Below are 25,081 nucleotides of genomic sequence, written 5' to 3'. Positions count from 1 at the left end.
CCTAGTTCTTCCGGCCGGTGGTCCGGCCCGTGGCAGCGCCCGTTGCAGCGCCGCGGGTAATCAGGTGGGCCACCAGGACCTGGACCAGCGCGATGCCCAGCAGCAGCGCCAGGGGAAGCGTCCAGCCGCCGGTGGTGCTGTTCAGCAGGCCGGCACCGAACGGGCCTGCCGTGGCGAGCAGGTAGCCCGTGGACTGGGCCAGGGTGGACAGCGCTGTGGTTTCGGCGGTGCTGGTCCCGCTCCGGCTGATCATCACCATCACCAGCGGAAAAATTCCCAGGCCGAAGCCCAGCAGGACGGCGGGAAGAACCGCGAGGCTGACGGGCAGGAACAGCAGCGATGCCAGGCCGGCCACCATGATGATGCTGACCGAATAGAGCGCCGGCCGGAGCATTCGGGGCCGGGCGCCGACGGCGATCAGCAACATGCCCGCAGGCACTGACACCAGCTGCATGAGCCCGTAGAGGAGGCCGCTGTCCGCGGAGCTGATGCCGCGGCTGATCAGCATGGAAGGAAACCAGCTGATCAGTGAATAGGCAAGCAACGCCTGGAGCGCGAAGATGGCGGTGAGCAGTTGGCCTTTCCGGGTGCGCAGCAGTGGCCACGGGGAAACCCGGGCGGAGGTTCTGCGGACACTGTTGCGGTGCGCGTGCAGAGCCATGGGAAGGAAACCCAGGAGAGCGGCAACGGCAAGGAATCCGATGGCACCCAACGCGGCGGACGGCGATCCCAGCGCGAGTGCCAGGGGGACCGCGGTCACCGAAGCGACAGTGGCGCCCGTGGTCATCGTGACCGTGTACAGCCCCGTCATCAGTGAGGTCCGGCGGGCAAAATGCTCCCGGATGAACGACGGCATGGCCACGTTGCACACAGCCAGGCCGGACATTCCCACCACCGTGCCGGCCACCAGCATTCCGGTTGCCGGGATCCCGCGCAGCAGCAGCCCGGTGGCCAGCATTGCCAGCGAGAGCAGGATGGCTTTTTCGACGCCCAGCCGCCCGGTCAGCCACGAGGTCGCTGCCCCTGCCACGGCAAAACAGAGGATGGGGATGGACGGGATGAGCGCGGCCACCAGCGGACCGTAGCCCAGGACAAGCTGCAGATCGTGCAGGAGCGGGGAAGCGCCGGCAATCCCTGCCCGCAGGTTCAGCCCGATGAGCACCACGGCGATCACACCGAGTACGACGGCGGCGCGCGGCGTCGTCGCGGGAGCGGACGGTGCCGCGGGCTGCGGAGCCAATGGCGCGGCGGACGGTGCCGCGGACTGTGGAGCCGGTGGCGCGGCGGGTTGGCCGGTGGGACCGGAAAGTGTGGCGGGCATCCTTCAACGGTAGACGTTGGACGTTTGATGTTTCCGCATTTTGTGGGGAAACTCTCTCTTCTGCGGCGTCCAATCAACGTGGGGGCCGAGTTCACATTCGCGGCATACAATCGTTGCCTGTGACGGTCCACGCCCGGTTCTGCGGGTCGCATGCCCCATCAACGGTGAAGGATGGCGATTATGGATTCCCAAGGAGTTGAGGTCGAAAAGAAGTACGACGTCGGCGCTGACACCGAGGTGCCGGAGCTCGCGGAATTGCCGGGGGTTGCCCGGGTGGGGGAGCCTCGTGTGGACAACCTCGAAGCCGTCTATTTCGACACCCGTGCTCATGAACTGGCGTCCCGCCGCATCACCCTCCGCCGCCGCACCGGCGGGGCTGACGCCGGGTGGCACCTGAAACTGCCGTCGCAGGGTCCCGGGCCGGACTCGGAACCCCAAGGACCAGGCTCGGAACCCCAGCGGCCCGACGCGGAACCCCAGCGGCGCCGCGAACTGCACGCCCCGCTGGGCCAGCCCGCCGTCGTTCCAGACAGCCTGCAGGCGTACCTGTGGGTTTACCTGCGAGGCGAAGACACCAAACCGGTGGTCCGGCTGCGAACCCAGCGCACCACTTACCCGATGTACGGCGACGACGGCGTCCATCTGGCCGACCTCGCCGATGACTGCGTTACCGCCGAGGCGCTCGGCAATGGCGCCGGCCCCGGCAGCACACAGCAGTGGCGCGAGTGGGAACTGGAGCTGGTGCACGGTAGCCCGGACCTGTTCCCGGCCGCGGAGGAGCTGCTGGCGGCCGCCGGCGCGCTCCCTGCGAAGCATCAGTCCAAACTGGCCAAGGCGCTGGGGCAATCCGGTCCGGGAGAATCCGGCACAGGGCAAACCGGCCCCAAACCCGGCGTTGCACTTGAGGCCCTGAAGGCCCCCGGCAAAAAGGGCCCGGCCGCGGATCTCCTGACCGCCTACCTGGCGTCGCAGGTCCGCGAAATCCTGGTGAACGACCCTGGTGTTCGGCTGGAGGAACCCGAGGCCGTGCATGACCTCCGCTCGGCCACCCGCCGGGCCCGCTCGGCGCTCGAAGCCTACCGGCGGTTTTTCAACGCCCTGGCCGTCCGCCATCTCGCTGCCGAACTCAAATGGCTGGGCCGGGTGCTGGGTGTGCCGCGGGACGCCGACGTCATGCTGGACCGTCTCCGGTCGCACGCGGCGGACCTGCCGCCGGGATCCGCCTCTGTGGCGGTGGTGGACCGGCTGGAGGATGAACTGGGGGCGAGCCGGGACGCAGCCCACCGGAAGCTCCAGATGGCGATGGTTTCCGCGCGCTATTTCGACCTTCTGGACGCCCTCGAGGCGTTCCTTGGCAATCCGCCGGTCAGGCAGGGCGGTGCAGCGCCGGCCGGCGAGGCAGCCGGCAAGCAGATGGCCAAGGCTGCCAAACGGCTCCGGCGCTCAGACAAGGCGGCCCGGCGTGCACGCCGGGGAGCGGAGCACGAGACTGCCCTGCACAGCGTGCGGAAGGACGCCAAGCGGCTGCGTCACGTCGCGGAATCGGCGGAGCCGGTGCTCGGCAAACGTGCCGCGAAAATCGCCAAGGCCGCGCACAGCCAGCAACAGATCCTCGGCGAATTCCACGACAGCGTGGTGGCCCGTGACCTGCTGGCCAGGCTCCTCGCAGCGCCGGAACTGCCCGAAGCTGTTGCGTCGGCCTACGTCACGCTCCACACACAGCAGGTCCAGCTCGCCGCGGAGGCCGAAGCCCAATACCTGAAGGAGCGCAAGAAGTCCCGCAACCTCCTGCAACGCAGGGTCACTTAACGCCCTCTCCGGGCCCGGTTTTGGGCGTTAAATGACCCCGCGTTGCTGTTTGTGAGGGCTGCTGTTTGTGAGGGCTGCCGGTGTGAGGGGTGCGCTTTTTGCCGGGGGAGACGGTTTGTCAGGCCTGGCGGCCGCCAAGCCGGGCAACAGCGAGGGCAAGCCACAGCTGCACCCTGTCCGCCGTGACGGCGGGGTCGTAGCCGGTCAGCTCGGTAATCTGTGCCAGGCGGTACCGGACGGTGTTCCGGTGCAGCGTCAGGGCCTCGGCGACGGCGGCCACGGAACCGTTGTTGTTCAGGTAACTCTCCAGCGTGGTCATCAGCTCGGCACCGTGGGCTGAATCGAAGGCGCGCAGCGGATCCAGCGATTCGTGGGCCATGTCAGCCAGCGGCACGTCCTCGCTGGCCAGCAGCAGCGAGGTCAGGCTCAACCGCTCGGGCTCGTTCACGGGAAGCCCGTGCCTGGCGGCGTCCCGCGCCTCGAAGTAGCTCCACCGCAGGCCGTTCGGTTTGGTATAGGCACCGCCGATGCCGATCGTCGCGTGGATCCCGGCCTCGGCCAGGTGGTCGCTGAGCTTCCGGGCCAGCGCAGGCGCCCCGCCGCCGTCGTCGTTAATCACCACCACGAGGTCCTTCCCGACGACGGCGGCCACCGCGTTCTCCAGCGGCTGCGGCACCGAGGTGCTCACCAGTGCCTTGTGATGGGCGGCCGACACGGCCAGGAGGACCACGTTCTTCCGGGTGCTGTTGACCCCCACCCCCGCGAGCCGGCGTTGGGCTTCGCTTGTTTCGAGGGAGCCCTGGATGACGTCGCCGAGGACCTGGCCGCAAAGGGCGCGCTGGGCCTGGCGCTGCTTGACCATGTTGTTCAGTTCCACGCTGATCAGGTTCTGGGCATACCCGATGATGCCCGAATCCTCGAAGGGATGGCGGACCCACAGCGTGCAGGCATCCCGGCGGCCCGTGGGAACCGGATAGGACGCCCACCCGTCAGCGGTGGGATGGCCGCCGGTGCTGTTGTACAGCAGGGCGGTGAACTGGGTGAGGGCAATATCGGTCCGCAGCATGCCGCCCAGCTGCTTCAGCAGCTCGGCGAGCCCGCCGCCGGTGAGCAGTGCCCGGGCCAGGATCTGGTGGCCGGCGATCAGGCGCTCCAGCTTGGCGAAGTGGTCAGCCGACTGGGCGTCCGCCACCAGTTTGCCGATCGCGATAAAGGGCGTCTCATAGGGGACTTCGACGATGGGCAGTCCCCACCGGTTGGCTTCGGCAAGCAGGGCCGGCGGGACGGCGTCGTGGGTCAGCCCGATCCCGAATCCGATGCCCACCGCGCCGGCGCGCTGGACCTGCCGGACGAACCGCCGCTGCTCAAACGCGGACCGCAGGCGCAAGCCGGTGGTGAGTACCAGCTCGCCGCCGTTGAGGAACCGCTGCGGATCCTCGAGTTCGGTCACCGCCACCCAGTTGATGTCGTGGTGCCAGGTGGTTTCGGCAAGGCCTGCCTTGGACAGGTGGAGGGACTGCACACCTACCAGGGCAGCGAGGGAAATGGCCATCTGGACAGGATATCCGGGGCTGGTCAAACGCACTAAACACTTCGCTGACCAGTGTGCACGTGGCTATTCCGTGGGTGTGGCCGCTGGCATAGGCTCGAAGCAGCCCCATCTACCCGCTTCACAGCTGGTGACCCTTAGGAAAGAGGTTGTACGCCGTGGTTCAGACCTTGCAGAATTTCATCAACGGTGAGTTCGTTACGCCCGCGGGAACCGCCGTGCTGGACATCGTCAATCCCACCAACGGCGAGGTGGTGGCCACGTCGCCGGTCTCCGTCCAGGCCGACGTCGATGCAGCCATGAACGCCGCCAAGGATGCCTTCAAGACCTGGAAGCACGTCACCCCCGGACAGCGCCAGCTGATGCTGCTCAAGCTGGCCGACGCCGTCGAGGCCCACAGCGACGAGCTCGTCGAGGCCCAGCACCGCAACACCGGCCAGGTGCGCTCCCTCATTGCCACCGAAGAGGTGGCCGCGGGCGCCGACCAACTCCGGTTCTTCGCCGGCGCTGCGCGCATCCTTGAGGGCAAGTCCGCCGGCGAATACTTCGAGGGCCACACCTCATACGTCCGCCGCGAACCCATCGGTGTGGTGGCGCAGGTGGCGCCCTGGAACTACCCCTTCCTGATGGCCATCTGGAAGGTCGGTCCGGCCCTCGCCGCCGGCAACACCGTGGTCCTCAAGCCCTCCGACACCACGCCCGAATCCACGCTCGTGCTGGCCCGCCTGGCCGGCGAAATCCTGCCTGCCGGAGTCCTGAATGTGGTGCTGGGAACCGGTGAAACCGGCGCGCTGATGGTGGAGCACAAGGTGCCCGGCCTGGTCTCCATCACGGGTTCGGTCAGGGCCGGCATCGCCGTTGCCTCCGGCGCCGCGAAGGGCCTCAAGCGCGCACACCTGGAGCTGGGCGGCAAGGCCCCGGCCATCGTGTTCAAGGACGCGGACATCAAGAAGAGCGCCGCCGCCATCGCCGAGTTCGCCTTCTTCAACGCCGGCCAGGACTGCACCGCCATCACCCGCGTGCTCGTGGAGGACTCAGTCCACGACGACGTCGTTGCCGCCATGGTGGAACACACCAGGACCCTGCACACCGGCTCCCAGAACGACGCCGAGAACTACTTCGGCCCGCTGAACAACGTGAACCACTTCAATGCCGTGACCTCCGTGGTGGAGCACCTTCCGGAGAACTGCCACATCGTTACGGGCGGGCACCGGGCGGGGGAGAAGGGCTTCTTCTTCGAGCCCACCATTGTCACCGGCGCCAAGCAGACGGACGACATCGTCCAGAAGGAAACGTTCGGCCCGGTCATCACCGTGCAGAAGTTCGCCTCCGAAGCGGAAGCGCTCGAACTGGCGAACGACGTCGACTACGCCCTGGCCTCCAGCGTCTGGACGTCGGACCACGGCACGGCCATGCGGATGAGCCGCGACCTGGACTTCGGCGCCGTCTGGATCAACACCCACATCCTGCTCACCGCCGAAATGCCCCACGGCGGTTTCAAGCAGTCCGGCTACGGCAAGGACCTCTCCATGTACGGCGTGGAGGACTACACCCGGATCAAGCACGTCATGTCCGCGCTCGACGCCTAAACCCCATACACTCAGCAAAGAAAGAGCCCACCATGACCACCACCGCAAGCGAAATCACCTACCGGCTGGAGCAGAAGCGCCGCGTCCAGGCCGACTTCCCGGGGCCCAAGTCCATCGCCCTGACCGAACGACGCAAGGCTGTTGTCGCGGCCGGCGTCGCGTCCAGCGTCCCGGTCTACGTTGCTGACGCCGACGGCGGCATCATCCACGATGTCGACGGCAACTCCTTCATCGACCTCGGCTCGGGCATCGCGGTGACCAGCGTGGGCGCGTCCGATCCCGCCGTCGTCGGTGCTGTCAAGGAAGCGGTGGAGCACTTCACCCACACCTGCTTCATGATCACGCCGTACGAAAGCTATGTTGCCCTCGCCGAGCAGCTCAACCGCCTGACCCCGGGCACGCACGAGAAGCGCACCGTGCTGTTCAACTCCGGCGCCGAGGCCGTGGAGAACGCCATCAAGGTGGCCCGCCTGGCAACCGGCCGGGACGCCGTCGTCGCCTTTGACCACGCCTACCACGGCCGCACCAACCTGACCATGGCACTGACCGCCAAGGCCATGCCGTACAAGGCAGGCCCGGCCGGCAGCTTCGGACCGTTCGCGCCCGAGGTCTACCGCGTGCCCATGAGCTACCCGTACCGCGAGGAAAACCCCGCCATCACGGGTGCGGAGGCCGCCAAGCGGGCCATCACCATGATCGAAAAGCAGATCGGCGGCCAATCCGTTGCCGCCATCATCATCGAGCCGATCCAGGGTGAAGGCGGCTTCATCGTTCCCGCCGACGGCTTCCTGCCGGCACTCGCCGACTGGGCCAAGGAGAAGGGCATCGTCTTCATCGCGGACGAGGTCCAGTCCGGCTTCTGCCGCACCGGCGAGTGGTTCGCGGTCAATCATGAAGGCGTCGTCCCGGACATCATCGCCATGGCCAAGGGGATCGCCGGCGGCATGCCGCTGTCAGCCATTACCGGCCGGGCCGACCTGCTCGACGCCGTCCACCCGGGCGGCCTGGGCGGCACCTACGGCGGCAACCCGGTGGCCTGCGCCGCCGCCCTGGCCGCGATCGGCTCCATGGAGGAATACGATCTGGCCGGCCGTGCCCGCCACATCGAGGAACTGGCCACCGGCCGGCTCCGGGAACTCCAGGCCAAACTGGCCGCTGCGGGCACCGCCGTCATCGGCGACATCCGCGGCCGCGGCGCCATGCTGGCCGTTGAACTGGTCCACGCCGGCACCAAGGAACCCAACCCGGAGCTGACCAAAAACGTGGTTGCGGCCTGCCTCAACGAAGGCGTCATCATCCTCACCTGCGGCACGTACGGCAACGTCATCCGCCTGCTGCCCCCGCTGGTGATCACCGACGAGCTGCTCAACGACGGCCTGGACGTCCTGGCCCACGCCATCAAGGCCAACGCCTAGCAGCGCACCACTGCCCGGGACCCGCCACTACCCGGGACCGGCGACGTCCCTCGGACAGATTGACGTCGCCGGGCGTAAAATTGGACTCAGCAAGGCTCCTCCCTCGGACAGGACTGACATGCTGCGGACACCTTTTTGTGAACTCGTCGGCGTGGAACACCCCATTGTCCAGGCGGGCATGGGACCTTTTGGCAGCGGTTCCGAACTGGCAGCAGCGGTGTCCAATGCCGGCGCCCTCGGCACCTTGGGCGGAGTTGTCCGCCCCGCCGAAGACCTCCGGCAGCAGCTGGCTCTTCTGCGCTCCATGACCGACCGTCCCTTCGCGGTCAATTTCACCCAGCCGTGGCTTCAACAGCATCCGGAGTCGTTTGAGATTGCCCTGGAGCTGCATTCACCAGTTATTTCCCTCGCACTGGGTGAACCAGGGGACCTGCCGGCGCGTGCACATGCGGGCGATGCCCTCTTCATTCAGCAGGTGCATACCGTCGAACAGGCGATTCTGGCCGCTGACAGCGGGGTGGACGTGATCATCGCCCAAGGATCCGAGGCCGGCGGGTTCGGCGGCAGGATTTCGACACTGGCGCTGGTCCCACAGGTGGTGGACGCAGTGAGTCCGCTTCCGGTGCTGGCTGCGGGCGGCATCGCCGACGGCAGGGGCCTGGCCGCAGCGCTGGTCCTTGGCGCGCAGGGGGCAAACATCGGTACGCGGTTCGTCGCTGCGGAAGAAGCCTCGGTCAGCGACACATGGAAACGCGCCATTGTGGCTGCCGCCTCTCAGGACGCCGTGAAAGTGGAGGTGTGGGATGACATCTTCGACAAGCCCGGCAACGGCGCCTTCGATGTTGTTCCGCGGGCCCTTGAAACGCCTTTTGTTGAGCACTGGCAAGGGCAGCGCAGGGTTGCCGCTGCTGAGCGTTCGCGTCTCCAGGGAGAAATCATGGCGGCCATCCAGCAGCAGAACATGGAGCGCTTCGTGCCCTTTACGGGGCAGTCCGCCGGTCTTATTGCTGACATCAGGCCTGCCCGGGACATAGTTCTAAGCCTCGTCGAGGAGGCAACGGCAGCGCTGCAGGGGACCTCCCGCCGTTATGACGAAAAACCGCTATGAGCGAAGAGCAGTCCGCGCCAGCTTCTTGGCCGCAGAATTCCTTCGTGTAGCGCGGAGCATGTCCACGGTGAGCACCAGCAGTGCCAGCCAGACAACGCCGAAGCCGATCCAGCGCGAGGTGGTCATGGCCTCCTGGAAGACCACCAGTGCCACGATGAACTGCAGCACCGGCGCGACGTACTGCAGCAGTCCGATGGTGGTCAGGGGCAGGCGCCGCGCGGAGGCGCCGAAGAACAGCAGCGGCACTGCGGTCAGAACACCGGAGGCCAGCAGCAGCCAGAAATGCCCCGCGCCGTGGCTGGTCAGCGTGGCCGCACCGCTGAGGCCAAGGAACACCATGGTGGCCGCAGCGAGCGGGGCCAGCACGATGGTCTCCACGCTGAGGCTGGTCACGGCGTCCGCTTTCGGCCCCACCCGCTTCTTTACAAACCCGTACAGCCCGAAGCTGACGGCCAGGGTCAGTGCGATCCACGGCAGCTTTCCGTAGCTGACGGCGAGTACGCCCACGGCAATAAAGCCGATGCCGACGGCGGCCCACTGGAGCGGGCGCAGCCTCTCCTTCAGGATGAAAACGCCCAAAAGGACGGACACCAGGGGGTTGATGAAGTAGCCCAGTGACGCTTCGACAGCCTGCCCGGTGGTGACGCTGTAGGTGTAGGTCAGCCAGTTGACGGCGATGAGGGCGGCCGCCAATGCCAGCGTCCAGAACACCGAACGGTCACGGAACGCCGCGGCCAGGGTGCGCCAGGACCGCGTGACAGTGATCAGGAGAGCGCAGAAGACGAGGGACCAGACCACGCGGTTGGCCACAATCTCCACTGCCCCGGCCGGCATCAGTGCGAAGAAGTACAGGGGGAGCAGTCCCCACAGCCCGTACGCCCCGAAGCCAAAGATGATTCCCGCCGTCATCTCTTTGTCCACGGCTTTCAGTCCCGGGGCCTTGGCCCCGGGTGTCCCGGACCCTGCTTTTCCTGCCGTCGTCGTCGGGGCGGTGGTTTCGGTGGGGGAGTCGGGTCCCTGGGGAGTAGGCACCCTTCCATAACATCATGAGGAGTGGGCCTATTCCGCCAGATAGTCAGTAGGCTTGCTTTCATGACATGCCTGACCCTGCAGAAGGCCGCACCATGAGGCTGCGGCGCAGCAACGCCTCGGGCCGGGGCTACCGCCGCGTGGCCGCCGGAACTGGCTTCAGCTACCGGGACCTGGACGGTTCCACCCTCCCGCCGGGCCCTACCCGGGACCGGCTTGAGAGCATCGGCATTCCGCCGGCCTGGACGGACGTATGGATTGCCCCGTTCGAAAACGGGCACATCCAGGCCACGGGGCTGGACGCCGTCGGCCGGCGGCAGTACATCTACCATCCGGAATGGCGGGAACGGAAGGACCGGCTGAAGTTCGACAGGTCTTTGCAGTTGGCAGAATCACTCCCGGCCGCCCGCCGGAAGGTCACCATGGACCTGCGCAGCGAGGGATTCCCGCGCGAGCGGGTCCTGGCGGCGGCGTTCAGGATGCTGGACAGCGGATCGCTGCGGGTCGGGTCCGAGAAGTACACCAACGAAAACGGCAGCCACGGCCTGGCGACACTCCTCTGCGCTCATGCGCAGGTGCGCAAGGACACTGTCCTGCTGCGCTTCCCGGCCAAGAGCGGCAAGGACTGGGAATCGGAAATCCGCGACGCCGACCTTGCCGCCCTGGTGCGCCTGCTCAAACGCCGCGGTCCCAACGCCAGGCTCCTCGCCTACAAGGAGGGCCGAAGCTGGCGGCCGGTCACCAGCGCGGACATCAACGCCTATGTGAAGGAGCGCACGGGCTCGGACTTCACCGCGAAGGACTTCCGCACCCTGCGCGGCACCGTCTCCGCCGCCGCGAGCCTGGCCCGGACGGGCACCCAGCGGACCACCGCCAAACGGAAGCGCGCCATCAGCCGGGCCATGCAGGACGCCGCCGAGGTGCTGGGCAACACCCCCACGATCGCCCGCAAAAGCTACGTGGATCCCCGCGTGCTGGACCACTTCTCCGCCGGGGAGACCATCGACCCGAAGAGGGTTGACTCCGCCGAGTCTGAACTCCGGGCGCTCCTGTACCGGGAAGGGGACGTCGTCCCGCTGCCGAAAAGCGGCTGAAGCCTGGCGTCACGGCTCGACCGGCACGGCCTGCAGCCAATTAGAATGGGACATTGTGCGCAACCCGCACTGTGCGCTCCCCGGCGCAACCTCCCCACGATGAAGGGCTCCCGGTGTCCAACCCAGGCGAAACCACCTCCAAGCGTCCACTCCGCGTTGCCATTGTTGGCGCCGGACCGGCAGGTGTTTATGCGGCGGACATCCTGACAAAGTCCAGCGGTGTGAAGGACGGCGACTTCGAGGTCAGCATCGACCTTTTCGAGGCGTACCCCGCGCCCTACGGCCTGATCCGCTACGGTGTTGCCCCGGACCACCCACGCATCAAAGGCATTGTGAACGCCCTGCACAAGGTGCTGGACCGCGGCGATATCCGTTTCCTGGGCAACGTCACTTACGGCCGCGACCTCACGCTGCATGACTTCCGGGCGTTCTACGACGCCGTGATTTTTTCCACCGGCGCCATCAAGGACGCGGACCTGCCCATCCCCGGCATCGAACTTGAAGGCTCGTTCGGCGGCGCGGACTTCGTCTCCTGGTACGACGGCCACCCGGACGTGCCGCGCGAGTGGCCGCTGGATGCGAAGGAAATCGCGGTGATCGGCAACGGCAACGTTGCCCTCGACGTCGCCCGCATGCTCGTCAAGCACCCCGAAGAGCTCCTGTCCACCGAAATCCCGGACAACGTCTACCAGGGACTGAAAAGCTCGCCGGTCACCGATGTCCACGTCTTCGGCCGGCGCGGTCCTGCCCAGGTGAAATTCACCCCGCTGGAGCTGCGCGAGCTGAGCCACATGAAGGATGTGGACATCGTTCTGTACCCGGAGGACTTCGAATTCGATGAAGCCTCCGATGACGCCATCCGCAGCAACAACCAGATCAAGACCATGGTGAACACCCTCACCAACTGGCTGGTGGAGGAGCACGCCGAGGCCGAGGAGCCGTCCTCACGCCGCCTGCACCTGCACTTCCTGCACAGCCCGGTGGAAATCTACGGGAGTGGGAGCGGGAGCGACGACGGCGGGGCCGGGAAGGTGACCGGCATCAAGTTCGAGCGCATGGAACTGGACGGGACCGGCAACGTCAAAGGCACCGGCGAGTTCATCGACTACCCGGTCCAGGCCGTGTACCGCGCCATCGGCTACCACGGCTCACCGCTGGACGAGCTGGAATACGACGCCAAACGCGGCGTCATCCCCAACGAAGGCGGCCGCGTCCTGGACGCCGGCGGAAATCCCGTTCCCGGCATCTATGCCACGGGCTGGATCAAGCGCGGACCCGTGGGCCTGATCGGCCACACCAAGGGCGATGCCCTGGAGACCATCGGCTTCCTGCTCGAGGACCGGCTGCAGTTGCCGCCCGCGGAAAACCCCGATCCGCAGGCCATCATCCACCTCCTGGAGGAACGCGGCATCGAGTACACCACGTGGGAAGGCTGGATCAAGCTCGACGCCCACGAGGCAGCACTCGGTGCCGAATGGGTGGCGCAGGACGCCGAGGAAGCCGTGGTCCGGGAACGCATCAAGGTTGTGCCCCGCGAGGACATGATCAGGATTTCCCGGGGCTAAACTTTTAGGCAGTACACAGTGGGAGTTCGATGAGGAACCTGATCCACCCCGCAGCCCCCGGCGGCGACGACACCGCAGGGCGGCTCCAACGCGGTGCCCTGGCCGGCCATGAGCAGCTGGACGGCGGCCTGCTGTTCCCGGCCGCCCAAGAAATCCCCGGCCTGCGCAAACTGATCAGGGAATCCTGGCAACGGTCCGCCAGCCTCAAGGCCAACCCGGACAACCCTGAAGCCCCGCTGGCCATGGATGCGGACGAGCTCGAGGAATACCGCCGGCAGCACCCGCTCGCCAGCATCATGCCCGTGATCCACAAACTCCTGGTCCAGCCCAGCCACGACAGCGGGTTGCTCGTGGCCGTGGGCGACGAGGTGGGCCGGTTGCTTTGGGTGGAGGGCGACCCCGGCATGCAGCGCCGCGCGGAAGGCATGATGTTCGTCCCCGGCGCCGACTGGTCCGAGGCCACCGTCGGCACCAGCGCCCCCGGAACCGCCCTGGCCCTGGGCCGGGGCATCCAGATTTCCGGGGCGGAGCACTACCAGCGGTCCGTCCACCCGTGGAGCTGCACAGCCGTGCCGTTCCATGACCCGGATTCCGGGGCGCTGCTGGGCGTAGTTGACATCACCGGCACCGCCGCCGCGGTGGCACCCCACACCCTCTCGCTCGTCGAAGCCACCGTTGCCGCCGCCCAGGCACAGCTCCGCGTCGAGCGGCTCCAGCTCGCGGCCACCCTCGCCAGCCGCCCCGCACGACGGCGGAACACCGGCGCCGCTGCGGGGTCCGGTTCCGGGCGGGCCGGCTCTGCCCGGGCCGGCTCGGGCACGAAGGAAAGCAGCCTCTACCGCAACAGTCTCCAGCTGCTGGGCCGCGACCAGGCGTTGCTCAGCATCGAAGGCAAAACCGTGGCACTCTCCGCCCGGCACAGCGAAATCCTGGCCCTGCTCAGCGCCCACCACGACGGCCTGAGCGCCGAGGAGCTGTGCGTCCTCCTCTACCCGGGCGACGGCTCCACCATGACACTCCGCGCCGAAATGGTCAGGCTCCGCAAGGTCCTCCAGCAGCTCAATCCTGCTGCCGTCCCCGAATCCCGGCCGTACAAACTCGCCATGGACCTAGTCCCGGACAGCGGCCAGGTGCTCAGCTGCCTGCAGCGCGGCGCCCACCGCATCGCCCTCGAAATCTACCGCGGCGCACTGCTGCCGAAGTCCGAAGCGCCCGGCGTCATCGACCTCCGCGAGCGTGTGGCATCGCTCATGCGGGAGGCCGTCCTCACGGACGGCAGCGCCGAGACCCTGCTCAAGTATGCGGAGCTCCCGGAGGCAAGGGACGACGTCGGGGTGCGGCTTGCGGCCCTCAAACTCCTGCCGCCCCGCTCGCCCAAGCGGGCCGCCGTCGTCGCCGATCTTGAACGGCTGGAAGCCGAACTGAGCGCCTAAACCGAATCAGTTGCACGCCAGTGAGCTGGCTCACATGCCTGCAACCTGACTGCAACCTTCCCACTCCTACGCTGGATCCAACGGCGGCCGCAGCATCAGGCGCCGCCTCATGCACAGCAAAGGAGCTAGCAATGACTGTTTACGCCCAGCCCGGTACCGAGGGTTCGAAGGTCACCTTCAAGGACCGCTACGAGAACTACATCGGCGGCGAATGGGTTGCCCCCGTCAAGGGGCAGTACTTCGAAAACATCACCCCCGTCACGGGCAAGGTCTTCTGCGAAGTTGCCCGCGGCACCGCGGAGGATATCGAACTGGCGCTGGACGCCGCGCACAAGGTTGCACCGTCCTGGGGCAAGACCTCGGTGGCAGAACGTGCAGCGGTCCTGAACAAGATCGCGGACCGCATCGACGAGAACCTGGAAATGCTGGCCGTCGCCGAATCATGGGACAACGGCAAGCCCATCCGCGAGACCCTCAACGCGGACATGCCGCTCGCTGCGGACCACTTCCGCTACTTCGCCTCCGCCGTCCGCGCCCAGGAAGGCCGGCTGTCGCAGCTCGATGACGACACCACCGCCTACCACTACCACGAGCCGCTCGGCGTCGTCGGTCAGATCATCCCCTGGAACTTCCCCATCCTGATGGCGGTCTGGAAGCTCGCCCCGGCGCTCGCAGCCGGCAACGCCGTGGTCCTCAAGCCCGCCGAGCAGACGCCGTCGTCCATCCTGGTCCTGATGGAGCTCATCGGTGACCTGCTCCCCGCCGGTGTCCTGAACGTGGTCAACGGCTTCGGCGTCGAGGCCGGCAAGCCGCTCGCCTCCAGCCCGCGGATCCGCAAGATCGCCTTCACCGGCGAAACCACCACAGGCCGCCTGATCAGCCAGTACGCCAGCCAGAACCTGATCCCGGTCACCCTGGAACTGGGCGGCAAGAGCCCCAACATCTTCTTCAGCGACGTTGCCGAGTCCAACGACGCTTTCTACGACAAGGCGCAGGAAGGCTTCGCGCTGTTCGCCTTCAACCAGGGCGAGGTCTGCACCTGCCCGTCCCGCGCGCTGGTCCAGGAGGACATCTACGAATCCTTCATGGCAGACGCCGTGGCCCGGGTGGAAAAGATGATCCAAGGCAACCCGCTGGACACCGAAACGCAGGTGGGTGCTCAGGCCTCTAACGACCAGCTGGAAAAGATCCTTTCCTACATCGACATCGGAAAGCAGGAGGGCGCCAAGCTGCTCACCGGCGGCGCCCGCGCCGAGCTCCCCGGCGACCTGGCCGGCGGCTACTACGTCCAGCCCACCGTCTTCGAGGGCCACAACAAGATGCGCATCTTCCAGGAGGAGATCTTCGGCCCCGTGGTCTCGGTAGCGAAGTTCAGCGACTACGACGACGCCATGGGCATCGCCAACGACACCCTCTACGGACTCGGCGCCGGAGTCTGGTCCCGCAACGGCAACGTGGCCTACCGCGCAGGCCGCGAAATCCAGGCCGGCCGTGTCTGGGTCAACAACTACCACGCCTACCCGGCCGGTGCCGCGTTCGGCGGCTACAAGTCCTCAGGCATCGGACGTGAGAACCACTCCATGATGCTGGACCACTACCAGCAGACCAAGAACCTGCTGGTCAGCTACAACGAAAACAAGCTCGGCTTCTTCTAAGCCCGGCTGGGTGGGGCGGCCTCCCGGCCGCCCCTACCCCTTCACGATCACTACAACAACGCAAGGATTTCGCCAATGACGACGACAATGCAAGCAGCAGTAGTAACCGAATTCGGCAAGGATCTCCAGATCCAGGACCTCGCCATCCCCACCCCGGGGCCGGGGGAAGCCCTGGTCAAGGTCATCACCACCGGCGTCTGCCACACCGACCTTCACGCGGCGGAGGGCGACTGGCCCGTCAAGCCGTCGCCGCCCTTCATTCCAGGCCACGAGGGAGTGGGTGAAGTCGTTGCCCTCGGCGAAGGCGTCACTGACCTCGCCGTCGGCGACCTCGTGGGCAACGCCTGGCTCTGGTCCGCGTGCGGCGACTGCCAGTACTGCCGCACCGGGTGGGAAACGCTCTGCGAGGCACAGAAAAACGCAGGCTACAGCGTTGACGGGTCCTTCGGCGAGTACATGCTGGTGGACTCCCGGTTTGCCGCCAGGATCCCGGCCGGCTCGGACCCGGTGGAGATCGCCCCGGTGCTGTGCGCCGGCGTCACGGTCTACAAGGGCCTGAAAATGACTGAGGCCAAGCCGGGCCAGTGGGTCACCATCTCCGGCATCGGCGGGCTGGGGCACATCGCGGTCCAGTACGCAGTGGCCATGGGCCTTCGGGTTGCCGCCGTCGACATCGCCGACGACAAACTGGCCCTCGCCAAAGCCCACGGGGCCGAGCTCACAGTCAATGCCCTGCACGAAGATCCAGCAGAAGTCATCCAGCGCGAAACCGGAGGTTGCCATGGCGTCCTGGTCACAGCAGTGCACCCGTCAGCCTTCGGCCAGGCCATCGGCATGGCACGCCGGGGCGGGACGATTGTGTTCAACGGCCTGCCGCCGGGCGACTTCCCGGCGCCCATCTTCGAGATTGTGCTCAAGGGCCTGACCGTCCGCGGCTCCATCGTGGGCACCCGGCAGGACCTCGAGGAAGCCCTGGACTTCTACGCCCAGGGCAAGATCCACCCCACGGTCTCGGTCCGCGGACTCGGCGAAGTCAACGCCGTGCTGGATGAGATGAAGCACGCCAAGATCGACGGCCGTGTGGTGCTGAGGTTCTGATGCCCCAGCCGAGGCTCGACGCCGCAGTGACGCTGCCCGGGGAGGACTTCTCCCGGGTGGCGCTCACCGCGGAGGCCGTGGAACTGCTGCGGAAACTGTGGCTGCACCACGGCCCGCTGATGTTCCACCAGTCCGGCGGCTGCTGCGACGGGTCCTCGCCCATGTGCTACCCGGCCGGGGAGTTCATCACCGGGGACTCCGACGTCCTGCTGGGTCTGTTCGACATCTCGGACGGGATCGAGCCGCAGCCGCTGGAGTTCTGGATGTCCCGGGAGCAGTTCAGCTACTGGAGCCATACCCACCTCGCGGTGGACGTGGTGCCCGGCCGGGGCAGCGGGTTTTCCGTTGAGGCGCCGGAGGGGAAACGCTTCCTCATCCGGTCCACGCTGATGGACTGGCCCGTCTAAGCCGTTCGACGCTCAAGCCTTGAGGCCCTCCGAAAGGAGGGCCTCAACGTGTTTTCCGCAATTAAGTTCGGCTTCCTGCCCATCTCACCATGCGGAACAATTGGGAGGGTCCAGTGGATGGACCGTAAAGTTGATAAGTCTGTTTCCAACACAATCAGGATTGTGGAACTTCTTATGAACCTTCTCCGGACCAAATCCATCGAGCAGTCCATGGCTGACGCCGATGAGCCCGGACGCAAGCTCAAGCGTTCGCTCAGCACCTGGGACCTGATGATCATGGGCGTTGCCGTAGCTGTCGGCGCCGGCATCTTCTCAGTGGGTGCCAAGGCCGCGGCCAACTTTTCCGGCCCGGCAGTAACTGTCTCCTTTGCGGTTGCCGCCATCACCTGCGCCCTGGCCATCATGTGCTACGCCGAGTTCGCCACCGCCATCCCGGTCGCCGGCTCCGCCTATGTCTTCACTTACGCCACCATGGGCGAGCTCCTGGCCTGGATCATCGGCTGGAACCTCATCCTGGAACTGTTCACCGCCGCGGCAGTGATCGCCAAGTACTGGGGAATCTACCTCAGCAAGGTGTTCGCGCTGATGGGAGCCGACATCCCGCCGGCGCTGTCCATCGGCGGCGTGGACCTCTACTGGGGCGCCTTCCTGATCGTTGCAGTCTTCACCGTGCTCCTGGTGCTCGGCACCAAACTCTCCGCCCGCGTCGGCAACATCTTCACGCTGGTCAAGATCGGCGTCGTCCTGTTCGTGATCGTGGTGGGCTTCACCTACGTGAAATTTGAGAACTACAGCCCGTTCATCCCCACTGCTGTTCCTACCGGCGGCGGCACCGCCGACGTCCTTAAGCAGTCGTTCTTCGGCTTCCTCACCGGTGCCGCGCCCGCGCAGTACGGCACCCTGGGGATCTTCGCCGGCGCTGCCCTGGTCTTCTTCGCCTTCATCGGCTTCGACGTCGTGGCCACCTCCGCCGAGGAAGTCAAGAACCCGCAGAAGACCCTGCCGCGCGGCATCTTCGGCGGCCTCGCCGTGGTGACGGTGCTCTACATCCTGGTGTCCCTCGCGCTGACCGGAATGGTGTCCTACACCGACCTCGCCGCAGCCGAGAACCCCACCCTCACCACAGCCTTCGAGGCCGTCGGCAACACCACCGCCGCCAAGGTCATCGCCTTCGGCTCCCTGATCGGCCTCACCACGGTGATCATGGTGCTCCTGATGGGGCTCTCCCGCGTGGTGCTGGCCATGAGCCGCGACGGCCTGCTGCCGCGTGCCCTCTCCAAGACCAGCGATAAGCGTTCGACGCCGGTCCGCCTCCAGATCCTCTGCGGTGCGCTGGTCGCCCTGGTGGCCGGCCTGACCAACGTGGATCTGCTGGAGGAAATGATCAACATCGGCACGCTCTCGGCGTTCGTCGTCGTGAGCCTGGGCATCCTGGTGCTCCGCAAGAAGCGTCCGGACCTGAAGCCCTCCTTCCGGGTGCCTTTCGGCAAGGTCCTCCCTGTCGTTTCGGCAGTGCTCTGCTTCTACCTCATGACCAACCTCGCCGTCGAGACGTGGATCTTCTTCGCCGGCTGGCTGGTCATTGGCATCGCGATCTACTTCGCCTACGGCCAGCGGCACTCCCGCCTGAACGAAAAGTTCGCCGAGGCCAATGAGGCAGTAAACCGCGCCGCCGCGGACGCTGCGCCGGAAGCCGCCGACGACGACGAGCTCACCCGGGTCTGACACCTTGCAGACCGCTGTTGCCTGAGCCGCCGCATTGAACGGAACCGCCCGCCGACCACCGTCGGCGGGCGGTTCCGTTTGTCCGGGCGCGCTTCGTCTGTCCGGGCGCGCTTCGTCTGGCGCTCTCGTTTGGCGGGCCGGACCTGAGCAACGCGGGGTCACTCCGCGCCCAATCCACGCCCGGAATTGGGCCGGAAGTGACCCCGCGTTGGCCTTAGTTGCTCCTGACGGTGTGGCCGGCGGCGCCGTTAGGTAACACTTACTGCCGCCGCCGTCGTGGAGCTGTAACAATGTGGTTCGTGTGGTTCCTGTGGTTGACCTCACATTAGAGTTGGTTCAAACTTAAATTCGAACGCCTGTTCGAATCCCGAACATCCGGGCGTAGGGTGAGCGTAGACCCGCGCCATGTGCACATAGGAGTGAACATGAAACGTCGTATTTTCGCAGCCTTGGCCGCCGCGTCAGTCTTCGGCCTTGCGGCCTGCGGAAGTGGCTCGCCAAGTTCCACCGGCGGCGGCACGGCTTCCGGCGCAGCCACCGGTGACGCCACCCTTACCAAGGTCAGCGTCGGGGTCATTCCGATCGTCGACTGCGCGCCGATCTTCCTGGGTGCCAAGCAGGGCTTCTTCAAGGAAGAGGGTCTGCAGCTTGACATCCAGACGGCCACCGGCGGCGCAGCGATCGTTCCGGGCATCGTCAGCGGCAGCTTCGACTTCGCCTTCTCGAACCTCATTTCGGTCATGGTCGCCAAGGATAAGGGACTGGACCTGAAGTTTGTCGCCAACGGCGCCTCCACCACCGGGGAAAAGGGCAAGGACATCGGCGGGGTCGTCGTCCCTGCGGGATCGGGCATCAAGTCCGCGAAGGACCTTGCCGGTAAAACCGTTTCGGTGAACAACCTCTCCAACATCGGCGACACCACCATCAAGTCCGTCATCGAAAAGGACGGCGGCGATCCGAGCGGCGTGAAGTTCGTTGAGGTTGCCTTCCCGGACGCCCCTGCAGCCCTGGCCAACAAGCAGGTGGAGGCGGCGTGGATCCTCGAGCCTTTCCTGTCCAAGGCAGTAGCTGAAGGCGGAACGATCGTCTCCTCGAACTTCGTGGAGATGAGCCCGGAACTGGATATCGCCGGCTACTTCACCAAAGCGGATACCGTCGCGGGCAAGGCGGAACTGACGGCGAAATTCACCCGCGCGATGAACAAGTCCCTTGAGTATTCCCAGGCCCACCCGCAGGAAGTCCGCGACATCGTAGGCACCTATACCAAGATCGACGAGGCAACCCGCGCGAAGATGATCCTGCCGCGCTACCGCGTTGAGTTCAACAAGGATGCTTTCAAGACCCTGGGCGAGGCTGCCGCGAAGTACGGCACGCTGACCAAGGCCCCGAGCGCCGGCGATCTCCTCCCGTGAGCCTGAAAACTCCAGCCTCCGGTGGCGCCGCCCCGAGCGTGGAGCGGCGCCGCAGGAAGCCCAGCGGGATTCCATCGAAGCAGCTGCTCGGGGTGGCGGGGATCATCGGGTTCCTGGTTACGTGGGAACTTATTCCCCGGCTTGGCCTTATCGATCAGCGGTATCTGCCGCCGGCCAGCGAGGTCATCGCCGCCCTGGCTGTCGATTTCGGGCTCACCGCTTTCTGGGTTTCGGTTGGCGAGACCATGAAGGCCTGGTTCCTTGGCCTGGTCATCGCTGTCGCCCTGGCGGTGCTGGCCGGCTTCATCATCGGCTCCAGCAACTTTCTCAGGAAGGCCACCAACTCCACGGTTGAATTCCTGCGCCCCATCCCGTCCGTGGCACTGATTCCACTCGCCGTGCTGCTCTTCGGCGTGAAGATCGAATCCTCCCTGATGCTGATTACTTACGCCGCCTTCTGGCAGGTCCTGATCCAGGTCCTTTACGGTGTGGCCGACGTCGACATGGTCGCCAACAACACCGCGAAGACCTACGGCCTGGGACGGATGGCCCGGATCCGCTACGTCGTATTCCCCACGGCCCTTCCCTACCTGATGACCGGCGTCCGGCTCGCTGCAACGGTGGCGCTGGTCCTGGCCATAACGGCGGAGCTGGTGATCGGCTCGCCGGGACTTGGCCGCGAAATCGCGCTCGCGCAGTCCGGCGGCGCCATCTCGGGTATGTACGCCCTGGTCCTCGCCACCGGCTTGATCGGCGTCCTAATCAACGTGCTGATGCGGTTTATCGAGAAGAAGACACTGTCCTGGCACTCCTCCGTCCGGTCTGAGGTGATCGTATGAAAAGTCTGAAGACTCTCGGCTACATAGTGGGCCTGCCGGTTCTGCTGGTCCTGGTCTGGTGGGCTTCAACGCTGGGGAAGCCAAACTTCTTCGTCCCCACGCCTGCCAACCTGGTCGAAACGTTCGGTGAAGTCTGGTTCGGGGACCGTTTCTTCAGTGATGTACTGCCCAGCCTGGGACGGCTCCTGGTGGGTGTGGTTGCGGCCATCATCATCGGCGTCGTCGGCGGCGTCCTCATCGGATCGATCAAGTGGCTCCGGGCCCTGCTGGAGCCCACACTGGAATTCTTCCGGGCTGTCCCGCCGCCCGTCCTGGTCCCGGTGCTGATGCTGCTCATGGGCATCACCGACTCCATGAAAGTGGTTGTCATCATCTCCGGCTGCGTCTGGCCAGTGCTGCTGAACACCATTGAGGGCGTCCGTGCTGTTGACCCGGTGCTCTCCGACTCCACCCATACGTATGGCATCAGTGGCTGGGCCCGCGTCCGTTACCTGGTGCTGCCCTCCGCCAGTCCGCAGATCCTTGCCGGTGTGCGCCAGTCATTGTCCCTTGGGCTGATCCTGATGGTCATCTCCGAAATGTTTGCCTCGTCCTCCGGACTGGGCTTCACCATCGTCCAGTTCCAGCGGTCCTTCGCCATCCCGGAAATGTGGTCCGGAATCGTGGTTCTCGGCCTGCTGGGCGTGGCCATGTCATTCATCTTCCAGTGGGCCGAGCGGAACATCCTGCGCTGGTACCACGGCCAGAAAGAGGTAGAAAATGCAGCCTGACCCAACTCAGGGCAGCCCGGAGCCGATGCTCTCCGTCCGCGGCGTGAAGAAGGTCTACCAGACCGACGGCGGCGACGTCGAGGCTGTCCGGAACCTGACTTTCGATCTCCGTGCGGGCGAGTTGGCCTGCCTGGTGGGCCCGTCGGGGTCCGGTAAGACCACCCTCCTGAAATGCATCTCCGGGCTGATGGCCCCCACCGAAGGTGAAGTGCTGCTGGACGGCAAGCGCGTGGTGGGGCCGCCGAAGAAGATGGCAGTGGTGTTCCAGGAGTATGGCCGCTCGCTGTTTCCCTGGATGCGGGTCCGCGACAATGTGGAGCTTCCCCTGAAGAACCAGGGCATGCCCAAAGCCGAGCGTGACCGGATCGTCGACGAGGCGTTGGAAGCCGTGGGCCTGTCGCACGTTCCGCGCTCCTACCCCTGGCAGCTCTCCGGCGGCATGCAGCAGCGCGTGGCAATCGCCCGTGCGATCGCCTATCAGCCCGAAGTCCTGCTGATGGACGAGCCGTTCGCCGCAGTGGACGCCCAGACCCGCGCGGACCTGGAGGACCTCATCCGCGTGGTCTGGAAAAAGTTCGGCGTGACCGTGCTGTTCGTAACCCACGACATCGACGAATCCGTCTACCTTGGCGAGCGGGTCATCATCCTCTCCAGCTCCCCGACGGTGATTCAGGAGGACATCGTGATTGACCTCCCGGAGGTGCGCGACCAGTTGGAGACCCGTTCACTGCCGCGGTTCACCGAGCTGCGGCACCACGTCTACGAGCAGATCCAGCTGGCCAAAAAGGGCCACCGGCCGGCCGCTGCCGGCAGCCCTGCCGCAGGCACGCCTGCACCAGGCACAACCACGGCTGGCTCGACGTCGGCCTGAGCAGTACCTGCCCGGCTGTCCCGACCGGGCAGCCGGGCAACCAAACCGGGTGGGCCGTCACGGAGCCGCGTGCCGGCCCACCCACTCCACCAGTGGCCGCAGCTTGTCCCAACGTTCCGCGATCTCCTGGACCGCAGCCGGAGTCGCCGCCCAGTCAGGCTGGCCCAGCCCGACGCCCGCGGACAACGACTTGTGCTTGAGCAGCTCAGCCCGCGGATGGTCCCGGACATAGCCACGGGGCACGGTCTTGAGCTTCTCGCCCTCCACCGCGAAGCCGGCAGCAGCTACGCCGTCCACTATCTGCCGCAGCGACTCTCCTGTCCCGGACGCGTCCACGGAGTTCCGGAAACGGGCGAGCTGGGCCGGGGTGTGGGAGTGGTATCCGCCGCCCACCAGGAGCCCGTCCGCGCTGACCTGGAGGTAGTACCCCACGCCCTCCTGCGCCGAGGCGAAAGCGCCCTGCGCGGTCTTGTAGGGCGACTTGTCCTGTGAGAACCTGACGTCCCGGTTGGGCCGGAAGATCTTCGCCGGCCCGAACCGGGGTTCCAGCTCCGCCAGCAGGGCCGTGAGCGGATCCCGGACCAGGCTGATGTAGCTGTCCTTGTGCTCCAGCCACCACTCCCGGTTGTTGTTGTCCTCAAGCTCCGCATAGAACGCGAAGGCCCCTGGGGGAATGCCTTGGAAAGTAGTCATGCTGTGATCCTAGGGATCACGGGCAGCGCCAGCCAGAGCCGCCCGCGCCTATGTGGAAATCTCCCATGGAGCGCCCGGAACGTATGGAGTGCCCGGAACCCAGGACACCGGCATGCAGGACACCCCGCCACGGATAAACCGTGACGGGGTGTCCTGTTGCCGGAACTCGTGCCGGAACTCTTGCCGGCACGATGGCCGACAAGAGTGGCTAGCCGATCTTGTTGGCAGCCTCGGCGTCGGAGTCGGCGGCGGCGACGGTGCCCAGGTTGGCGCGCAGCTTGGCGCCGAGTTCGGCGTCGACGTTGGTCCAGTACTGGATGGCGCGTTCCTTGATCTCAGCGGTCTTCACGCCGCCCACGGCGCCGGTGATGGTGTCGAGCAGGCGGGCCTTGGCGCCGTCGTCGAACACCTCGCGGTACAGCGTGCCGGCCTGGCCGAAGTCGCCGTCCTCGGCGTGCAGGGAGTGCGCGGAGAGCGTGAGCTCGCCGTCGTTCTCCCAGCCACCGGCGGGGGAAGCCGGCTCAAGGGCTGCCGGGCCACCCACCGAGTTGGGGGCGTAGACCGGAACGGACGGAGCGTTGAAGTGGTACCGCCCGGCGCCGTCCTGGCTGTAGTTGTTGACCTGGTTCTTGGGCAGGTTCACGGGGATCTGGGCGTGGTTAGTGCCCACGCGGTAGCGGTGTGCGTCGGCGTAGGAGAAGATGCGGGCCTGCAGCATCTTGTCCGGGGAAGCGGCGATGCCCGGGACGAAGTTCGAGGGCGCGAAGGTGGCCTGCTCGATCTGCGCGAAGTAGTTCTCCGGGTTCCGGGTGAGCTCCATGGTGCCGACGTGGATCAGCGGGTAGTCCGCGTGCGGCCACACCTTCGTGAGGTCGAACGGGTTGAAGCGGTAGGTCTTGGCGTCCTCGTAGGGCATGACCTGGACGTGCAGCTCCCAGGACGGGAAGTTCCCTGCGGCGATGTTTTCGGACAGGTCGCGGATGTAGAAGTCCGCGTCCGAGCCGGCCAGTTCTTCGGCCTGGTCACCGGTGATGGACTTGACGCCCTGGTTGGACTTGAAGTGGTACTTGACCCAGAAACGCTCACCTTCGGCGTTGATCCACTGGTAGGTGTGCGAGCCGTAGCCCTGCATTTCACGCCAGGAAGCCGGCAGGCCGCGGTCGCCCATGAGCCAGGTGACCTGGTGTGCGGACTCCGGGGACAGGGTCCAGAAATCCCACTGCATGTCGGCGTCGCGCAGGTGGGTGCCCGGGAGGCGCTTCTGGGAGTGGATGAAGTCCGGGAACTTGATGCCGTCGCGGATGAAGAACACGGGGGTGTTGTTGCCCACGAGGTCGTAGTTGCCCTCGGAGGTGTAGAACTTGACGGCGAAGCCGCGGGGATCGCGCCAGGTGTCAGGGGAGCCGGCCTCGCCGGCGACGGAGGAGAAGCGGATCAGCATCTCGGTCTCGACGCCGGGCTGCAGGAACGCGGCCTTGGTGTACTTGGAGACGTCCGAGGTGGTCTTGAAGGTACCGAAGGCGCCGCCGCCCTTGGCGTGCACTACACGCTCCGGCACACGCTCGCGGTTGAACTGTGCGAGCTTTTCGATCAGGTAGTGATCAGTGAGGATGATGGCACCGTCGGCGCCGACGGTCTGGGAATGCGCGTCGGACGTGACGGGCGCACCTGACTGGGTGGTTGAAATGGCAGTCATTGT

The 25,081-nt window shown here is 66.1% G+C and carries 20 protein-coding genes; 15 read left to right on the top strand and 5 right to left on the bottom strand.

All coding sequences use genetic code 11. The features are described 5' to 3' along the window. Position 1: 1 nt before the first annotated feature. Complete coding sequence (locus ABIA70_RS04270; RefSeq protein ID WP_354146316.1) at positions 2–1,321, bottom strand: MFS transporter; 1,320 nt, start codon at positions 1,319–1,321, stop codon at positions 2–4. Positions 1,322–1,501: 180 nt separating this feature from the next. Between ABIA70_RS04270 and ABIA70_RS04265 the strand changes: the two genes are divergently transcribed. Then, entirely contained in the window at positions 1,502–3,130 is a 1,629-nt protein-coding gene (locus ABIA70_RS04265; protein ID WP_354146315.1) for a CYTH and CHAD domain-containing protein, read from the top strand. 118 nt (positions 3,131–3,248) lie between these two features. Here ABIA70_RS04265 and ABIA70_RS04260 read toward each other — a convergent pair whose 3' ends face one another. Further along, positions 3,249–4,682: a PucR family transcriptional regulator gene (locus ABIA70_RS04260; protein WP_354146314.1), complete on the bottom strand. Its 1,434-nt coding sequence runs from the start codon at positions 4,680–4,682 to the stop codon at positions 3,249–3,251. Positions 4,683–4,837: 155 nt separating this feature from the next. Here ABIA70_RS04260 and ABIA70_RS04255 point away from each other — a divergent pair, with 155 nt between their 5' ends. From ABIA70_RS04255 to ABIA70_RS04245, 3 genes are all read left to right on the top strand, one after another. After that, complete coding sequence (locus ABIA70_RS04255) at positions 4,838–6,268, top strand: gamma-aminobutyraldehyde dehydrogenase (protein WP_354146313.1); 1,431 nt, start codon at positions 4,838–4,840, stop codon at positions 6,266–6,268. A 32-nt stretch (positions 6,269–6,300) separates the two neighbouring features. After that, positions 6,301–7,683, top strand: a complete 1,383-nt coding sequence (gabT, locus tag ABIA70_RS04250; protein WP_354146312.1) for a 4-aminobutyrate--2-oxoglutarate transaminase — start codon at positions 6,301–6,303, stop codon at positions 7,681–7,683. Between the two features lie 118 nt (positions 7,684–7,801). Continuing rightward, positions 7,802–8,791, top strand: coding sequence for an NAD(P)H-dependent flavin oxidoreductase (locus ABIA70_RS04245; protein WP_354146311.1), 990 nt, complete (start codon positions 7,802–7,804; stop codon positions 8,789–8,791). On the opposite strand, the gene rarD is transcribed toward ABIA70_RS04245, so the two are convergent. Beyond that, a complete protein-coding gene (rarD, locus tag ABIA70_RS04240) occupies positions 8,786–9,823 on the bottom strand; it encodes an EamA family transporter RarD (protein WP_354146310.1) in 1,038 nt (345 codons plus the stop codon). The genes ABIA70_RS04245 and rarD overlap by 6 nt on opposite strands. 92 nt (positions 9,824–9,915) lie before the next feature. Here rarD and ABIA70_RS04235 point away from each other — a divergent pair, with 92 nt between their 5' ends. The 11 genes from ABIA70_RS04235 to ABIA70_RS04185 all read left to right on the top strand — a co-directional run bounded on the left by ABIA70_RS04235 (position 9,916) and on the right by ABIA70_RS04185 (position 22,689). After that, entirely contained in the window at positions 9,916–10,914 is a 999-nt protein-coding gene (locus ABIA70_RS04235; protein ID WP_354146590.1) for a DNA topoisomerase IB, read from the top strand. A gap of 113 nt (positions 10,915–11,027) precedes the next feature. Further along, positions 11,028–12,479, top strand: coding sequence for an FAD-dependent oxidoreductase (locus ABIA70_RS04230; RefSeq protein ID WP_354146309.1), 1,452 nt, complete (start codon positions 11,028–11,030; stop codon positions 12,477–12,479). A 29-nt stretch (positions 12,480–12,508) separates the two neighbouring features. Continuing rightward, positions 12,509–13,912 (top strand): GAF domain-containing protein, encoded by a 1,404-nt coding sequence (locus tag ABIA70_RS04225; RefSeq protein WP_354146308.1) that lies wholly within the window; start codon positions 12,509–12,511, stop codon positions 13,910–13,912. Between the two features lie 131 nt (positions 13,913–14,043). Next, complete coding sequence (gene exaC, locus ABIA70_RS04220) at positions 14,044–15,567, top strand: acetaldehyde dehydrogenase ExaC (RefSeq protein WP_354146307.1); 1,524 nt, start codon at positions 14,044–14,046, stop codon at positions 15,565–15,567. A 75-nt stretch (positions 15,568–15,642) separates the two neighbouring features. Further along, positions 15,643–16,665 carry an alcohol dehydrogenase AdhP gene (gene adhP / locus ABIA70_RS04215; RefSeq protein WP_354146306.1) on the top strand — a complete coding sequence of 341 codons (1,023 nt, stop codon included), beginning with the start codon at positions 15,643–15,645 and terminating at the stop codon, positions 16,663–16,665. Then, positions 16,665–17,072: a DUF779 domain-containing protein gene (locus ABIA70_RS04210; RefSeq protein ID WP_354146305.1), complete on the top strand. Its 408-nt coding sequence runs from the start codon at positions 16,665–16,667 to the stop codon at positions 17,070–17,072. Before adhP ends, ABIA70_RS04210 begins: the two co-directional genes overlap by 1 nt. A gap of 174 nt (positions 17,073–17,246) precedes the next feature. Continuing rightward, positions 17,247–18,797 (top strand): amino acid permease, encoded by a 1,551-nt coding sequence (locus tag ABIA70_RS04205; protein WP_354146304.1) that lies wholly within the window; start codon positions 17,247–17,249, stop codon positions 18,795–18,797. 425 nt (positions 18,798–19,222) lie between these two features. Continuing rightward, positions 19,223–20,209, top strand: coding sequence for an ABC transporter substrate-binding protein (locus ABIA70_RS04200; protein ID WP_354146303.1), 987 nt, complete (start codon positions 19,223–19,225; stop codon positions 20,207–20,209). Beyond that, complete coding sequence (locus ABIA70_RS04195; protein WP_354146302.1) at positions 20,206–21,048, top strand: ABC transporter permease; 843 nt, start codon at positions 20,206–20,208, stop codon at positions 21,046–21,048. The genes ABIA70_RS04200 and ABIA70_RS04195 overlap by 4 nt, the downstream gene beginning before the upstream one ends. Continuing rightward, the gene (locus ABIA70_RS04190) at positions 21,045–21,818 is read left to right on the top strand and encodes an ABC transporter permease (protein ID WP_354146301.1); all 774 of its coding nucleotides are present in this window, start codon (positions 21,045–21,047) and stop codon (positions 21,816–21,818) included. The genes ABIA70_RS04195 and ABIA70_RS04190 overlap by 4 nt, the downstream gene beginning before the upstream one ends. Beyond that, positions 21,808–22,689, top strand: coding sequence for an ABC transporter ATP-binding protein (locus ABIA70_RS04185; RefSeq protein WP_354146300.1), 882 nt, complete (start codon positions 21,808–21,810; stop codon positions 22,687–22,689). Before ABIA70_RS04190 ends, ABIA70_RS04185 begins: the two co-directional genes overlap by 11 nt. A gap of 57 nt (positions 22,690–22,746) precedes the next feature. Here the strand turns inward: ABIA70_RS04185 and ABIA70_RS04180 are convergent, their stop codons facing one another. After that, positions 22,747–23,382 carry a DUF2461 domain-containing protein gene (locus ABIA70_RS04180; RefSeq protein WP_354146299.1) on the bottom strand — a complete coding sequence of 212 codons (636 nt, stop codon included), beginning with the start codon at positions 23,380–23,382 and terminating at the stop codon, positions 22,747–22,749. A gap of 208 nt (positions 23,383–23,590) precedes the next feature. Then, the gene (locus ABIA70_RS04175) at positions 23,591–25,078 is read right to left on the bottom strand and encodes a catalase (RefSeq protein WP_354146298.1); all 1,488 of its coding nucleotides are present in this window, start codon (positions 25,076–25,078) and stop codon (positions 23,591–23,593) included. Positions 25,079–25,081 lie beyond the last annotated feature (3 nt).

Origin of the sequence: Arthrobacter sp. 754 (assembly GCF_040548695.1) — a bacterium.
Lineage (GTDB): Bacteria > Actinomycetota > Actinomycetes > Actinomycetales > Micrococcaceae > Arthrobacter.
The sequence above is the reverse complement of the archived record's forward strand: the minus strand, read 5'-3'. Positions and strand labels throughout refer to the sequence as shown.